The organism is uncultured Methanobrevibacter sp., from assembly GCF_905235195.1.
Taxonomy (GTDB): Archaea; Methanobacteriota; Methanobacteria; order Methanobacteriales; family Methanobacteriaceae; genus Methanarmilla.
Genome location: NZ_CAJOKH010000015.1, coordinates 1 through 15441, shown reverse-complemented (window position 1 = coordinate 15441; position 15441 = coordinate 1). Strand labels below are relative to the sequence as shown.

Below are 15441 nucleotides of genomic sequence, written 5' to 3'. Positions count from 1 at the left end.
ATATGTGTAGTATACTTAAATAATACTTTTTACATAATATTATTAGAAAATATTAAAATGGAGGGAATTCCTATTATTAAAAGTAAACTTTTAGGTATTTTAACTGTTATTTTAGGATTTATATTTATCATACTCCCAGTATTTAGTTCTATATTTACATCCCAAGTACTTGGTTTAAGTATAGTAGTATTTGGTATAGTGTCTGTATTTGCGGGACTTAATAGAGAGCTTAGTAAAGGATACATTATTGTTGGAATTTTATTAGTGCTGTTTGGTATAATTCTCATATTTAATGTACTTGCACTACCTATTTTAGTTGCATTAGAATTTTATATAATTGCTATATTAATGATTTTCTATGCAATACTATCATTATTTGAAAGAAAATCTCTTGAAACAATTGTAGCATCAATATTACTCATTATTTTTTCAATTATAGTATTCTTTATAGGTAAAATAACAATATTAAATCCTGTAATGGCACCTATAATAATTGGACTTGCTTTAATTGTTCAAGGTACACATATAGTATTAATAAATAAATACGAATAAATAGTTAAAATTAAAAATAGTTTAGAAATTTTATTTATAAAATTTCAAAACTACTCCCTTTTTATATCTCGTTTTATAAAAAAATTAAGATTTAATTTAAATTAAATCATCACTACTTTTTTTTAAATTTAAATAATGCTTCAGTTTTTAATCAGAGGTAGAAGCTGATCATTGAAAATCCAAAATATCATTGCAAGTAAACATCCTACCATAATTATTGGAGGATATATAAAGTAACCTAAAATATAGATTATAGCAAAGATAATCAATTCAATATAAGAATATTTTACACCATTTTCCAGATAAACTATTAATGCTATATTTCCAGGTTCATTATGGGTTAAAAGTTTTGCTTGAAGAATATAATGAATATGAGATATGACAAAGATAAATCCAAAACATCCCTGAGCAAAGAATGAATAGAAATTATTAGACACCATTGTTGTAAAATATGGTAAAAATCCTAGAATCAATAGTGAAATTCCACTCATCCAAACAGTAGAATTATGTAATTTATGTATTAGGTTAAACAGATTATGATGAGAATTCCACATATTAAAAACGACAAGAAAACTAATAAAATATGCAAGAAATTCTAGTTTCATATTCCATAATCCTGCAAAACTAGGAGTAGATGGCAGAGGTATTTCAAGAATAATTAATGTGATGATAATAGCAAGTATTCCATCACCTAATGCTTCAAATCTATCAGTCTCCACACCAATCAACCTCCTTGTCTTTTGTGAAAAGTTTAGCAGTGAAGTTCCATATAATTAAAGATAACATACATGAAATAAATATAGCCTGAGGAATATTGAATATTATTGCAATAGCAAAACCTATAATAAATACTGAAAAATTTAAATATGTTGATTTATCCATAGCAAAATCAGGATGTTGTCCAAATTTGTCTCTTTTCATAGCAAAATATGCTGCAAAAATATAAAGTATATTTGTTAAAATAAATATTAATCCATAACAGAGTTCAGGAGCTAATTTATCTGGATTAATTGCACACCATGCTGTAAAGTATGGCAATAGAGTAATAACAAATGTTAAACTCATATAAATAAGAATTACAAGATTATCAATTTCCTTAATTTCCCGGAAAAGTTTTCTATGATGATTCCATATACTTAAAATTACCATAAAACTTAGAAAGTATGCAATATAAACCATTTTTAATTTCCAAATACCATCTAAACTTAAACTTTCAGGTTGAGGAATTTTAAGAATCATAACTGTCATCATAATAGCAAGTATTGCATCAACAAATGTTTCAAACCTATCAGAATCCAAAAAATCACCTGATACCTTAAGATATTCAAATAAGCTTTGATTTAAAAATTACTAGATTAAAAAGAATATATTAATAAAATAATAAACTAAAAATAAACAGCAAAAAAAAATTAAAAAAAAGATTAAAAAAATAGAAAAATAAATTTAACTATTTTTGTTTATTTTGTAAATCTAAAGCTGCTTTAGTAGCTTCTTTAGTATATGGAACTGAAAACTCCTCTTCAATGCCTTGTCTATATCTAGAGTTCATAGTACAGAATGGGATAATTCTTCCATCTGGAACTACATAATGTATAATACATTTTTGAACCCTATCTTCATCAAAGTTATATGGGTCCATAAAGTGCATACATGCAATCAACATAGCATTTTTAGAGAAATGTCCTAAAGAGTTATAGTTTCTATCCTTAAAGATTTCAAGAAGGATTTTAGAGAAATCCAAATGTTTAGGTTTTTCATCTTTTTCAATATATTTGTATAATTTAGTAGCCGCATTAGCAGCAACCCTTGTTTTAGCAGCAATCCTATGTGACATTAGTTTATCTGCACTTTCATCTAAGAATTCTAAGAAACCATCAACATTTAAAAAGTTAGTAATAGGAATATATCTTGTAGTGCCATCATCCTCTTTTTCACGATAAACATAAGTTGCACTACCACAGTGGTGGTGACAGTTTAACATTACAGGATCCACTTTATCATCCAATGCATAGATAAATTTAGTAATAGGTTCAACTGAACTTGGCGGATAAAATGCATCAACAGAAATTTCACCGTTAGTTTGTTTATCTACTAATTTTTGGAAATCTGGAATTGTAATTCTTTGAGATTCAACTAAATCTTTATCAATTCTTCCTGCAAAAGAAACAGGCTGGAAATTGACACCATAAATAATATCATTATTGTCAAATGCAAAATCAATAATATCTCCTACTTGATCATCATTAATTCCTTTAACAAGTGTAGGTACAAGCACAATACCTAAATCAGCTTCCCTACATTTTTCAATTGCATTAAGTTTTTGTTGGAGTAAATCCTTACCCCTATTGTTAATATATGGTTCTGGAGTCAATCCATCAAATTGAAGGTAAACAGTATTTAATCCTGCATCTTTCAATTCTTGAGCATAACCTTCTTTTCTTGCTAATCTTAAACCATTAGTTGCAACTTGAACATGAGTAAATCCCATATCTTTTGCCATTTTAATGATTTGTGGAAAATCATTTCTTACTGTAGGCTCCCCACCTGCAAATTGAATAGCTGGAGTAGGAACAGGTTTAACATCCCTTAAGGTTTGAAGCATTCCTCTAATTTCTTCAAATGTAGGTTCATATAATCTTTTACTAACAGCTGCATTAGCAAAACAAACAGGACAGTGAAGGTTACATCTATTTGTAACATCAAGCAAACCTAAAACAGTAGTTGTTTGGTGTTGTTCACATAAACCACAATTATCAGGACATCCCGTATTCCTTGAAACTTGAGGATTTTCAACATAAGTTTCAGTAGAATGATATTGTTCCATTTTATAATAAGCTTCTGCATCAGCCCAATATGTATTAATAAACTCACCATGTTCAGGACAAGTCTTTTTAATCATGATTTTATCATTTTCTTCAAAAACCATAGCATCTAAGGGTTTATTACATTCAGGACATAAACTTCTTGTTTTTTTTATCAAATAATCACCTAATAACCAAATTATAAATAATTATATAAATAATTTCTAAAAGTATCTCATTAAATTGATTTTAATTGTAATATAAAAATCCATTACAACTAAATTCTAAATTAATTTAAATTAAATTAAACTTAATTTCATTATCGATTTAATATTAGAATAAAAATTAAAAAGTGAAATAATAAGCATCTAAATTAAATAAAGCTTATTAAATATAGATTATTGAAAAAATATAATATTAAATCAATTATTACTAAATATTAATAATAAATTATTATAATTAATATTATTTAAATATATTTAAAATTTTCAAATGATAAAATTAAAAGAAATATTTTTTTAAAATAATCTTTAATATGGGTAAAAGAAAATATAAGCCACACATTATCTTTTTTAATTAAAATATCTCTGTTTAAATTTATTAATCAAATATAAATAAAAAATATAAAAACAAATGAAAAAGAAAAAATCTAAAAAGAAGTATTTTTTAAAATTGATTTAAAGGATAAACAAAATAATATAAAAATTTTAAATTATTTTAATTAAATTAAAATAAAAATATAATAATTATTAGAAAACTATTATTAATAAGATATTATAATAAATAAAATTAGTATATTATTTTTGAGGAAAAGAATGAATTTTGATTTTTATGGTTTTATCATCCTATTTATTGTAGGTATCTATTTCATCTTACCAGCCTATTTATCAAATGCAGGAGGTCTTCTTTTTGGAGGAGGTACCCCAGTAGATTTTGGTTATAAAACTAAAAATAGTAATGATTTAATAGGTAAAGGATGTACCTGGAGAGGTTTAATTGCAGGAACCCTTATTGGAGGTATTATTGGATTAATCCAAGGAATTATAACCCCCTCAATTATCCAATATTTTGGAGGAGCTCTTCCTTTAATAAATTATGGTGGTGCAATTAATGGAATGTTTATTGGATTGCTCTTAGGTTTAGGAGCATTAATTGGTGATGCTGTAGGCAGTTTCCTTAAAAGAAGAATGAACATTAAACAAGGAAAACCTGCACCTATACTTGACCAATTGGACTTTATTATTGGAGCATTAATATTATCCTCAATAATGATTAAACTTGATTTAAATATAATTATTGCCATATTGATTATAAGCTTAATTTTACACCTTTCAACTAATATAATAGCTTATTTAATTGGAATTAAAGATGTATGGTATTAAATAATCATATCCTTTAATAAAACTAATTTTTATTTAGAACATGCAAAAAAATTAATATATAATTTCTTAAAAACTCCTCTGTAAACTTTAAAAAAGTTATAGAAACTCTATGTAAACTTTAAGAATTTTTTAAAAACTCTTCTGTAAGTATTGCAGTTCCAACTGCAGGTGCTACAACACACTGCTGGTCAGTTAAAAATTCATCCATAGATTTAACATTTAATCCTAAGGATTCTGCTGCAGGTCTGTCAATAATATCCTTTCCAAGGCCAGTTACAACAATAGTATTAATATTTTCCCTTTCAGACACCTCACCAATAGCTTCAGCAACTTGTTTTATTTGTGATTGATGAATATTTTCAGCTAATTGTTTAATATCTTCCATAGTCAACATTTCCAAATCAGCACATAAAACTCTTGCAATACGTCTTGCACATTCCTCCTTAGATTTACCTGCACCATCATTTGTATTACACACATAATCATCTGCACCAATTAAATCCAAAACCATATAAATATCAGCAGTTTCTGCAAATAATTCGGAACCTACTCTATAATACTTAGTTTCACCATTCTTTTGAAGTGGCACCTTATCTAAAAATGCACAAAGATTTGTCCTTAAAGTACCGGTATATACAAGTTCTCCAGTTGCAAGTCTTTCCATATCACTACGACCTTTAGCACATTCATGACCATTTTTAACTGGAATAATATCTGTTGTTGTACTTCCAGTATCTACAAATATACAGTCATTTGCGATTTTACTTGCAATTGGAGCAGTTGCAATCCAATTTGCAGCTGCTGCCTTTAAAGGGTCATTTTTAATATCTTCAGTTGATTTAACCCCATCGAGTGTTATAAAGGCAAGAGGAATATCAAATATTTCATTTGATTTATCAACAACATCCAAAACCCCTTCGGTTTTTGTTTTATATGCATCTACAAGTTCTGCAGTCATAGATATTCCAACACCCTCTATATCTTCAAGTGGACATATACTTTCTATAAGATCAATTAATACTTCCTGTAAGGTATCATTTTCACACCACATTGGCAAAAATGCAAAATCAGTTTCAATATTTTCAATATTTCCTTCACTGTCAAAATCGATTATAGCCAAATCAGTGTTTGCTCCACCAATATCAAATCCTGCAATTTTCATATATTAACCTCTAAAGTATTTTTAAGATTATAAATATTTAATAATTAAATATAAAATATCTCTTATTTCATAAGTATTTTTTAACATCAGAACTTTGTTCAATAAACAATCTTCAAAACTCCATCTTCTTTAATGAATTTTACACCACTTTTAAATGAAATCTCACCAATATCATATAAGGATAATTTACCATCAATTACATCTAATATAGTACTTGCAATATTTATGTTTAAAACTTTACTAAGACCTACATAAGGCGTGGTAAATCTTGAATTTATCTCAATTATATATATTTCATATTCTCCATCATTATCCTTAACAATTAAGTCTACACCAACAAAACCCTTAATTCCCTCAATACTTTCAACTGCCTTGATTGCCTCAAAAAATATTTTATCCTTTACAGGATGATCATAAGGTAATTGACCTCCAAGGTATTTTTGAGAATCTTCAGCAATATGAATAAACTGTTTATTTAAGCTTAATGGAATAGTATTTTCACCATCACTTATTAAACTTACACTTAAAACTTCACCTTCAATATACTCCTGAATAAGTATTTCACTACCTTCTTCAAAAATATCTTCCAAATCATCTACATCTTCCTTTGATTTGATGATTTTAATGTTTTCACAGTCTACACCATTAACAGGTTTTCCAATGTACTTGTTTTCAACTGTTAAACTGTTAAAAAGTTCATCACTATAACCATATTCAAAGTCCTTTTCCTTCATATTATTGACTTTAAGGTTAAATAAAATCGGTTTTTTCCAATAAATATTCGAATCAAGTGTGACTTTAAATGTAAATGGTTGTGTAACCTTATTTTTAAGTGCAGTGAACATTTCAAACTTATCTGAACATATATCACATGCATGAGTATTTGGAGTATAAAGTTTAATATTTGACTCTTCCAAATATCTGGTAATTGCATATAAGTTGTTATCCTCCTCTGAAGATATGAAAATAGATTTTTTAAATTTAGATGCTTCTTTTTCAAGGAAATCTTCAAAACCAAAATCATCATCGAGTAAAATAATATTAGGATTTGCATCCAAATCCTTAAGAATATATTCATATTTTTCATTTAAAAGAAGATAAATATCTCTCTCTTTTAAATCTTCAATAAGAGACATAATTAAACTTGCTGCCTCAGAAGAAATACATAAATCATCTAAACCAGAGGCAGTATAATATTCAAATACAAGTATAGAATCATCTGAAAGTGAACTTAAATCATAAGACATAATTATCAACTAGTTTTATCACAAATTATAAATATAAAATTAAAAGTAAATTAATTGCTTAATAAATTTGATTAATTATTGATCAATTAAAATTTAATAATTAATTAATTGATTAAAATATTGATTAATTAAAGAATAATTAATAAAATGAACAATGAATCTTAATTAATAAAACTTTAAAAATAAAAAAAATTAATTAAAATTGTTTTTACTTCTTTTAAATATTGTATTCATTGAATAGTACCATTGAACCTTTAATATTTAAATCCTTCTTCGGAAATACCATTTCCTCTCCATTATATACGACTCTTACAATCCGGTTATATTTCTTTTCAAACTTAGATACAGTAATGTCCTCATCAATATTTTCCATTTTAACCTTAAAGCTAGTCATAATGTTATCAGGAGATTCAATTTTTAAGTTATTTTTATTATAAGCATCTTCAATTATATCCAGCATCTGACAAGCGGCACTACCATCACCATAAGGATTTTTAGCATTTTTCATACTACTATAAAACTCTTCATTGTTTAAGATCTTATCTGCAGTTTCAAGTATGAAATCCTTATCTGCACCAACAAGAATATTTCCTCCTGCTGTAACAGTTTCAGGCCTTTCTGTATTATACCTTAAGGTCAATGCAGGTACATTTAATGTGATAGCTTCTTCCTGAAGACCACCAGAATCAGTTAAAACAATAATAGATTTTGAAATAAGAACTAAAAAATCAAGATAACCAATAGGTTTAGTTATATGAATATGTGGAAGAGCTTCAAGTTTATCATACAATCCAAAATTTTCAAGAGTCTTTTTGGTTCTAGGATGTATAGGGAAAATAATATTGAAATCTTTAAGCTCCATTAAAGCCTCAATAATGCTTAAAAGTCTTTGTTTATTATCAACATTTTCAGCCCTATGCATAGTAAGAGTAATAATATTATCTAAATTATCCAAATCCAAGTCATCAATAATAGTACTTGTTTTTTCTGCAATTTTCAAGTTTCTAAAACAGGTGTCAACTACACTATTACCTGTTACAAAAATGTTCTCAGGCATATAACCTTCGAGAGCTAGATTGATAGCAGATTCTTCTGTTGGAACAAAATAGAAGTAACTGCAACAATCAGCACCCAAACGATTAATTTCCTCAGGCATAGAAACATCAAAAGATCTAAGTCCTGCCTCTACATGACCTACAGGTATATGTAATTTCTGAGCAACAAGAGCACCTGCAAGAACTGCATTAGTATCACCCTGAACAAGAACAATGTCTGGTTTTTCATCAATTAAAACCTCTTCGATACCTTCCATCATAAGACCGGTTTGTTTTCCATGCGAACCTGAACCTACATGAATATTATAATTAGGTTTAGGAAGTTCCAAGTCAATAAAGAAATTTTCACTCATTTCCTTATCATAATGTTGACCAGTATGTATTAAAAGCAATTCATGAGACCTTTTTTCAATTTCATCAATAACTGGCGCCATTTTTATAATTTCTGGCCTAGTTCCAAGTATTACACAAATTTTCATTATAATCAACCTTAAAAAGCTTAATAAAATTTTTCATGATTATTAGAGTAATTAAATAAATATATTCAATTTAATAAAATATAAAATTTTATTTTTAAATTATATGAATGACTAAAAAAAAATAGTTTAGAATAAAATGTGAAAGATAAAAAATACTTTATAATGAAAGTTAAAAGACTAAAAAAAATTATAATAAAACATAAAAGACTAAAAAAAATATTTTCATAGGGCAATAGTGAAAATAATAGAAATAAATAAACTCATAAAATTATCCTAAAATAATATGAAAAAATAAAAAATTTTCAAATATAAAAAACATTTAAAAACTGTTTAATATTGCTTCAACAATCCCATATGACTTTTGATGATAAACCATCTGACTAGCCAAGTATCTTTTGAACTTTTCAACTGCATAATCATCATATTTAAATTTAATATTGTCATAAACCGTATCCATCAATATGAGATTTTCACCACTTAAGACCTTTATGTTTTCTCGCTTATCATCTTCTCCAGGATTTAAATAATTATAAACATCATCTAAAGTTAACTTAGCTTTAGAATAATCAAGAAATACTCTCATCATTTTACGAATCATATTCCACAAGAAACTTTCACCATAAACATCAATAAAAATAGGACTGTAACTTTCATTTAAATTAGGAAAATTCTGATTAAAGTCAAAATCATTGGTTTTATAAGGCCTGTTTAATCTTTCATCAGCATCTATTTTAGGATCAATAATATTAATTTTATTAATTGTACGGACAGTTGTTTTTTGATAACGTTTAGTGAAATTTGTAAAATTATGTGTACCTACAAATAGTTTTGAAACTTCATTTAATTTCTCTAAATCTATATCTTTGTTGAATAGAATATATCTATACCATCTTTCCTTAGCATATCTTGGTTTAAAACCAAATCTTACAGGTGCTTCAGCTAAAAACTGAACATCATCCGGCAGGTGACTGTTGATTTTGTTTATATGAAATTCTTCTTCACTTTGAAAACTTACAACATTTCCAAGACTGTTTACTCCTCCATCAGTTCGACCAGCTATCCTAAAGCGACCTTCCTCAGGACTTTCCATATATCCAATATCAATTAAAGTGTCTATTATTTCACCTTCAACAGTTCTAAGGTCAGGTTGCCTTTGAAAACCATAAAAATTAGAACCAATATATCCTACTTTAAATGCTCTTCTTTTCATATTATCACAGTAATAAAAGTAAATATATCTATATCTATTATTAAATAATTTCCTAATAAAAATAGTATTATAAAGAAATTAATAAACTAATTATCTAATGAAATTAATTCAAAGGAAGATTAAAAATTAAATAAAAAATATATTAATAATAGAAATTACTTAAAATAATAATAAGAAATTGATTTTAAATTTAAATTGGTGTTTTAATGTCATTTAAAAAAGGTAAAATGCAGATAATGCCTGCAGTTGATATAAAAAATGGAAAATGTGTTCAACTGGTACAAGGAAAGCCGGGTAGTGAACAGGTAATTATTGACAACCCTGAGGAAGTAGCTAAAAAATGGGAAGATATTGGTGCTGAAGTAATACATCTAATTGATTTAGATGGAACAATTGATGGTAAAAACAATATCGACCTTATTAAAAAAATATATAATAATGTAAATGTTCCCATACAATTAGGTGGAGGAATAAGGTCTGTTGAATATGCTAAAGAATTACTTAATATTGGAATAGAAAGAATCATAATAGGAACAATGGGAATAAAAAACCCTCAAACAATTAAAGAACTTTCAGATGAATTTGGAAAAGAACATATAATGATTTCTCTCGACAGTAAAGATTCAAAAGTTGTTATAAAAGGCTGGGCAGAACAAATTGACAAAAGTCCCATAGAATTATCAAAAGAATTTGCCCATGACGGTGCAGGAAGTATTTTATTTACAAATGTTGATGTTGAAGGACTACTTGGTGGTTTTTATACAGAACCTGTTGTTGAATTAGTGAAATCCTCACCAATTCCAGTAGTATATTCTGGAGGAATTACTACTATCCAAGATATTAAACAACTGCAGAGCACAGGAGTAAGTGGAGTTGTTATAGGTTCTGCACTTTACAAAGATAAAATAGATTTAAAAGAAGCATTAAAATATCAAGACATAATATAAAATAAATTCTAATCTTAAAAAAAATTTATTAAACTTTAAAAAAAAAATAAACATGAAACAATATCTATAAAGTTAAATTTAAAAAACATTAATTTAAAAATAGAATTAATATTAGTATAAAAAATGAGGTATGAATATGGTTACAGTTATGGCAACAGGAACCTTTGATATATTACATCCAGGTCATGCATTATATTTAAAAAAATCCAAAGATTTAGGTGGAGAAAATGCTAAATTAGTAGTTGTTGTTGCTAGAGATTCTACTGTACGTAATAGAAAAAGAATACCCATAATTGAAGAAAACCAACGTCTTGAAATGATTAAATATTTAAAACCTGTTGATGAAGCACACCTTGGTTATAATGGAGATAAATTTAAAATTGTTAAAGAAATTAATCCTGATATTATTACAATAGGTGCAGACCAAGATTTTGATACTGAAAAATTAGAAGAATCACTACATAAAGAAGGAATTAATGCTAAAGTAATACAAGTAGATGCATACCATACAGCAGAACTAGATAGCAGTAGTAAAATTATTAAAAAAATAAAGGAATCTAACTTTAAAGAATATGTTTAATTTAAAATAATGGATAATAATAAAAAAAATTAGGAGATTAAAAGATGGTGAATGTTGCAATTATTGGAGGAAGTGGATATACTGGAGGAGAATTATTAAGAATACTCTCTAACCATCCAGAAGTAGAAATAACTTCAATTACTTCAAGAAAATATGAAGGAGAAAATGTTGAAAATGTACATCCCCATATAAGAGATAGTAAACTCGTTTTTGAAAATAAAAATTCTGAAGAATTTGATGAAGATATTGTATTTACTGCAACTCCCCATGGAGCATCAATGGAAATTATACCTAAAATTATTAAAAACACCAATGCTAAAATCATTGACTTAAGTGGAGATTACAGATTTGAAGATTATTCTATTTATGAAAAATGGTATCATCTTAAACATACTGGATATATTGAAAGTGTATATGGTTTACCAGAACTCCATAGAAAAGAAATAGCTAAGGCAAGATTAATTGCAAATCCTGGATGTTTTACAACTGGTGCAATTTTATCCGGTTATCCATTATCTAAAAAAGGATATGCAGATAGAATGATATTCGATTCCAAAACTGGTGTAAGTGGAGCAGGTATTAAACCATCTGAAGCAACACATTATCCAAATATAGCAGATAATGTAAATCCTTATAAAGTAAGTACCCATAGACATACTCCTGAAATTAAACAAGAACTACAAAGATATTCCCCTGTTAAAATATCATTTACCCCTATCCTTGTACCTGTTCTTAGAGGAATACTTACCACTAACCACAGTATCTTAAAAGATGAATACTTTGACTTTGAAACTAAAGAACAAAGAGAAGATACTAGTGGAAAAATAGAAGAATTATATAAAAAAGAATATGAAAAGGACCCATTTGTTAAAGTCCTTAGTAATGGAGAAATTCCTAAATTAAGTTCCGTACGTGGATCAAATTATATACACATTGGTTGTTTTGAAGTTGATGAAACTGGCCAACTGGTTGTTATATCTGCTATAGACAATCTTGTTAAAGGTGCAAGTGGACAGGCTATTGAAAACATGAATATAATCTGTGGATTTGATGAAAAATTAGGTCTTGACTTCTTTGGAATGCATCCATAAGTTAATAATAAAATAAATGTTATTAAATTAATTATTTTATATTTTAACCTTAATTCTTTCTTTGAGAGAATAAATAAATATAACCTTAATTCTAAACTGGGATAATAAATAAATATTAAGTAAAATTCTAATATAAAGAAAAATTAATGATTAAAATGAAATCTATAATTATATATTATTCTAATAATGGAAAAACAAAGATTGTTGCAGAAACATTAGCTAAAAAACTCAATACAGACATTATTGGAATTGAAGATAAAAAAGAAAGACATGGACTTAGAAATAAATTAAAATCTTCATTTGATGCATTAACAGAAAAGAAAACAGAAATTTCCCCAAATAAAATAGATTTAACAGAATATAATACTGTCTACTTTGGAACTCCTGTTTGGTATGGTAAACCTACCCCCGCAATTATGAGCATAATTGATAAATCTAATCTAAAAGATAAAAATGTTGTTTTATTTGCTACAATGAAAGGTGCTAGTGCTATATCAACATTAAAGAAAATGGAAGAAAAAATTGAGCCACGTGGAGGTAGAGTAATAGAAAAATTTAGTATTAAAACCAAAAGAAAATCTAAAGAAAAAATTATTAGAGATAGTGAAGTTATTTCTAAAATATTAGATTTAAGTATATAACATTATGTATTATTATTAAATAATTCTTTTTAATTAGTTTGTAAAATATATGATTAATTAATTAAATTAACATAAAGTTTATTTCAATTTTTTGGTGCTTATATGGGAAAAAGTAATATTCAATGGTTAAAAGGAGATCCTAAAAGTTCGATTATGCGAATTTCATTCCCTATAATGGTTACTATGTTATCAGCTACATTATATAACTTGATTGATGGAATGTGGATTGCTGGTTTAGGTGAATTTGCAATTGCAGGTGTTGGTTTAATTGTTCCTTTATTTGCTCTTATTAATGGAATTTCTAATGGATTAGGGAATGGTATTACTAGTTCTATAAATCGTTTTAGAGAGGAATATGGTCAAGAAAAAGCAAATATTGTAAGTAGTCAGGCTGTTGTTATTGTAATTGTAGTTTCAATTTTATTAACAGTTTCATTATTATTATTTTTAGATCCTTATTTAAGTTTTTATACCCATGATGTACAAACAAAGAGAGAAGCAATCAATTATGCGGTTCCATTATTTGTTGGTTTATTTCCATTTGTAATAGCACAAATTTTTGCAAGTATATTCAGATCAGAAGGGGATACTAAAAGGTCTATGTATGCAATGTCGATTGGATTAATATTAAATGCAGTTTTAGATCCTGTATTCATATATGTATTGAATATGGGTTCAGCAGGAGCGGCTTTTTCAACAATTATCACTTGTATTCTCAGTGCACTTATAATGTTTTATTGGATATTTATTAAAAAGGACACTGTTATTAAAATTAATGTTAGGAGAGTATTGAAATCCAAATGGGATTGGATTATTACTAAAGATATTTTTAAAACTGGAATTCCTGCTTCTTTAGTTCTAGTTATTTTATCTTTTTCTACAATGATATATAATTTTATAATTGCTTATATTGCTGGTGATTTAGGTTTATCTATTTATTCTTCAGCTTATAGAATTTATATTCTAGGTCTAATGCCTATAACAGCAATCTGTTCAGGGCTTGTGGCTATTTATGGAACACATTATGGTGCTAAAAATAGTAAATTCTTTAAATCTACTCATAAATATGGAACTTTATATGCATTTATTTTTGGGTCTATTGTTTGTACTTTATTTTTCACTTTTTCAGATCAAATTGCTTACTTATTTATGATTGTTACTGAAAATTCTCTATTAACTGCAGGTATTTCTCAAAATATTAGGATAATTTCATTCTGTATTCCATTTTTAGGATTAGGATTACCTTCTTCTTATTTATATCAAGGTGTTGGTAAAGGGTTTACGAGTTTCTTATGGACAATAGTTTATGAAGTGGTATGTACAGTTCCAGCAGTATGTTTTTTCACATTTTACTTCAATTGGGGATTGATTGGTATTTGGACTGGTTTTTTAGTAGGAAGGGGGACTGCATCTATCTTGAATTTTATTGTTGCTAGAATTTCTATTCGAAACATAGTAAAAGATTGGGCTTAGTATAAAAAATATTATTTACTTTAGTAGTTTTTTGCAACCCTTACACCAAAAACCTACAATGCAAAAATTACATATGGCGGATCAGATACTTCAAATCTACCGAATCTGTAAAAGTCACAGTAAAAAAAGCAACACCAAAAATAACAGAAAAACGAGCAAGCTATAAACTAAAAGTAAAAACAAAAAAATACATAGTAATCTTAAAAGACAATAAAAACAAAGCACTTAAAAACAGAAAAGTAAGCTTAAAAGTAAACGGTAAAACATACACAGTAAAAACTAACAGCAAAGGCCAAACAACATTAAAAATAACCAACCTTAAGAAAAAATGAACATACACCACAGTCATAACAGTTCCAACAAACACTTACTACAATAAAGTAAGTAAAAAAGTGAAAATAAGTGTAAAACAATGAATATAATTTAAATAAGGAGTTTATACTAACTCTTTATATATTTCTTTTTTTAAAACCTTAAATCATATATGATATATGATTTGATTTAATTTAAAAAGCCATATCTCATTTTTTAAAATTAATATAAAAAAATATATTCATATAATTTATAAGATGTGCAATAGGATTTTCTAAAAATCACTTAAGTTTTTGAAAGTGACTATAAAAGTATTTGTCAATTTGTTAGTTGGTAATTTTGTTTTTGTGATTTTTTAGATTAAAATTTTTGATTTTTTGCTTTTTGCGAAAAATTTTCATAAAATATACATATTACCTATTTTTTTTTACAAAATTTTTTTCTTATTAAATTCGTTCTTTTTCATATTTAATTATATTTTTATTAGTAATTTCAGTTGAAATTAGATA

The 15441-nt window shown here is 26.7% G+C and carries 14 protein-coding genes; 7 read left to right on the top strand and 7 right to left on the bottom strand.

Features of this window, described 5'->3' with window-relative positions:
• Positions 1-57 precede the first annotated feature (57 nt).
• Positions 58-552, top strand: coding sequence for a DUF308 domain-containing protein (locus tag QZ146_RS02420; protein ID WP_295722053.1), 495 nt, complete (start codon positions 58-60; stop codon positions 550-552).
• 140 nt (positions 553-692) lie between these two features.
• Here the strand turns inward: QZ146_RS02420 and QZ146_RS02415 are convergent, their stop codons facing one another.
• The 3 genes from QZ146_RS02415 to tes form a co-directional block, all read right to left on the bottom strand.
• Positions 693-1271 carry a TMEM175 family protein gene (locus QZ146_RS02415; protein WP_295722052.1) on the bottom strand — a complete coding sequence of 193 codons (579 nt, stop codon included), beginning with the start codon at positions 1269-1271 and terminating at the stop codon, positions 693-695.
• Positions 1261-1851 (bottom strand): TMEM175 family protein, encoded by a 591-nt coding sequence (locus tag QZ146_RS02410; protein WP_295722051.1) that lies wholly within the window; start codon positions 1849-1851, stop codon positions 1261-1263. Before QZ146_RS02410 ends, QZ146_RS02415 begins: the two co-directional genes overlap by 11 nt.
• A gap of 148 nt (positions 1852-1999) precedes the next feature.
• Positions 2000-3532, bottom strand: coding sequence for a tetraether lipid synthase Tes (tes, locus tag QZ146_RS02405; RefSeq protein WP_365316345.1), 1533 nt, complete (start codon positions 3530-3532; stop codon positions 2000-2002).
• Between the two features lie 636 nt (positions 3533-4168).
• On the opposite strand from tes, the gene QZ146_RS02400 reads away from it, so the two are divergent.
• Positions 4169-4735 carry a CDP-2,3-bis-(O-geranylgeranyl)-sn-glycerol synthase gene (locus QZ146_RS02400; protein ID WP_295722050.1) on the top strand — a complete coding sequence of 189 codons (567 nt, stop codon included), beginning with the start codon at positions 4169-4171 and terminating at the stop codon, positions 4733-4735.
• Between the two features lie 118 nt (positions 4736-4853).
• Here QZ146_RS02400 and QZ146_RS02395 read toward each other — a convergent pair whose 3' ends face one another.
• The 4 genes from QZ146_RS02395 to truA all read right to left on the bottom strand — a co-directional run bounded on the left by QZ146_RS02395 (position 4854) and on the right by truA (position 9888).
• Positions 4854-5897: a hydantoinase/oxoprolinase family protein gene (locus tag QZ146_RS02395; protein WP_295722049.1), complete on the bottom strand. Its 1044-nt coding sequence runs from the start codon at positions 5895-5897 to the stop codon at positions 4854-4856.
• 98 nt (positions 5898-5995) lie between these two features.
• A complete protein-coding gene (locus tag QZ146_RS02390) occupies positions 5996-7144 on the bottom strand; it encodes an ATP-grasp domain-containing protein (RefSeq protein WP_295722048.1) in 1149 nt (382 codons plus the stop codon).
• 217 nt (positions 7145-7361) lie between these two features.
• The gene (gene wecB / locus QZ146_RS02385) at positions 7362-8678 is read right to left on the bottom strand and encodes a non-hydrolyzing UDP-N-acetylglucosamine 2-epimerase (RefSeq protein ID WP_295722047.1); all 1317 of its coding nucleotides are present in this window, start codon (positions 8676-8678) and stop codon (positions 7362-7364) included.
• Positions 8679-8997: 319 nt separating this feature from the next.
• Positions 8998-9888, bottom strand: coding sequence for a tRNA pseudouridine(38-40) synthase TruA (gene truA, locus QZ146_RS02380; protein ID WP_295722046.1), 891 nt, complete (start codon positions 9886-9888; stop codon positions 8998-9000).
• 206 nt (positions 9889-10094) lie between these two features.
• Between truA and hisA the strand changes: the two genes are divergently transcribed.
• From hisA to QZ146_RS02355, 5 genes are all read left to right on the top strand, one after another.
• Positions 10095-10835 (top strand): 1-(5-phosphoribosyl)-5-[(5-phosphoribosylamino)methylideneamino]imidazole-4-carboxamide isomerase, encoded by a 741-nt coding sequence (hisA, locus tag QZ146_RS02375; protein ID WP_295722045.1) that lies wholly within the window; start codon positions 10095-10097, stop codon positions 10833-10835.
• Positions 10836-10971: 136 nt separating this feature from the next.
• Positions 10972-11415 carry an FAD synthase gene (locus tag QZ146_RS02370; protein ID WP_295722044.1) on the top strand — a complete coding sequence of 148 codons (444 nt, stop codon included), beginning with the start codon at positions 10972-10974 and terminating at the stop codon, positions 11413-11415.
• 44 nt (positions 11416-11459) lie between these two features.
• On the top strand, positions 11460-12506 hold the full coding sequence (gene argC, locus QZ146_RS02365) for an N-acetyl-gamma-glutamyl-phosphate reductase (RefSeq protein ID WP_295722043.1): 1047 nt from the start codon (positions 11460-11462) through the stop codon (positions 12504-12506).
• Between the two features lie 155 nt (positions 12507-12661).
• Positions 12662-13147, top strand: coding sequence for a flavodoxin (locus QZ146_RS02360; protein WP_295722042.1), 486 nt, complete (start codon positions 12662-12664; stop codon positions 13145-13147).
• Positions 13148-13249: 102 nt separating this feature from the next.
• Positions 13250-14620: an MATE family efflux transporter gene (locus tag QZ146_RS02355; protein ID WP_295722040.1), complete on the top strand. Its 1371-nt coding sequence runs from the start codon at positions 13250-13252 to the stop codon at positions 14618-14620.
• Positions 14621-15441: the final 821 nt, after the last annotated feature.

Bases quoted from the DNA above. Each gene is read 5' to 3' on its own strand.
- QZ146_RS02420 (WP_295722053.1), top strand. From the start codon at position 58: ATGGAGGGAATTCCTATTATTAAAAGTAAACTTTTAGGTATTTTAACT.
- QZ146_RS02400 (WP_295722050.1), top strand. From the start codon at position 4,169: ATGAATTTTGATTTTTATGGTTTTATCATCCTATTTATTGTAGGTATC.
- QZ146_RS02395 (WP_295722049.1), bottom strand. From the start codon at position 5,897: ATGAAAATTGCAGGATTTGATATTGGTGGAGCAAACACTGATTTGGCT.
- QZ146_RS02390 (WP_295722048.1), bottom strand. From the start codon at position 7,144: ATGTCTTATGATTTAAGTTCACTTTCAGATGATTCTATACTTGTATTT.
- wecB (WP_295722047.1), bottom strand. From the start codon at position 8,678: ATGAAAATTTGTGTAATACTTGGAACTAGGCCAGAAATTATAAAAATG.
- truA (WP_295722046.1), bottom strand. From the start codon at position 9,888: ATGAAAAGAAGAGCATTTAAAGTAGGATATATTGGTTCTAATTTTTAT.
- hisA (WP_295722045.1), top strand. From the start codon at position 10,095: ATGTCATTTAAAAAAGGTAAAATGCAGATAATGCCTGCAGTTGATATA.
- QZ146_RS02370 (WP_295722044.1), top strand. From the start codon at position 10,972: ATGGTTACAGTTATGGCAACAGGAACCTTTGATATATTACATCCAGGT.
- argC (WP_295722043.1), top strand. From the start codon at position 11,460: ATGGTGAATGTTGCAATTATTGGAGGAAGTGGATATACTGGAGGAGAA.
- QZ146_RS02360 (WP_295722042.1), top strand. From the start codon at position 12,662: ATGAAATCTATAATTATATATTATTCTAATAATGGAAAAACAAAGATT.
- QZ146_RS02355 (WP_295722040.1), top strand. From the start codon at position 13,250: ATGGGAAAAAGTAATATTCAATGGTTAAAAGGAGATCCTAAAAGTTCG.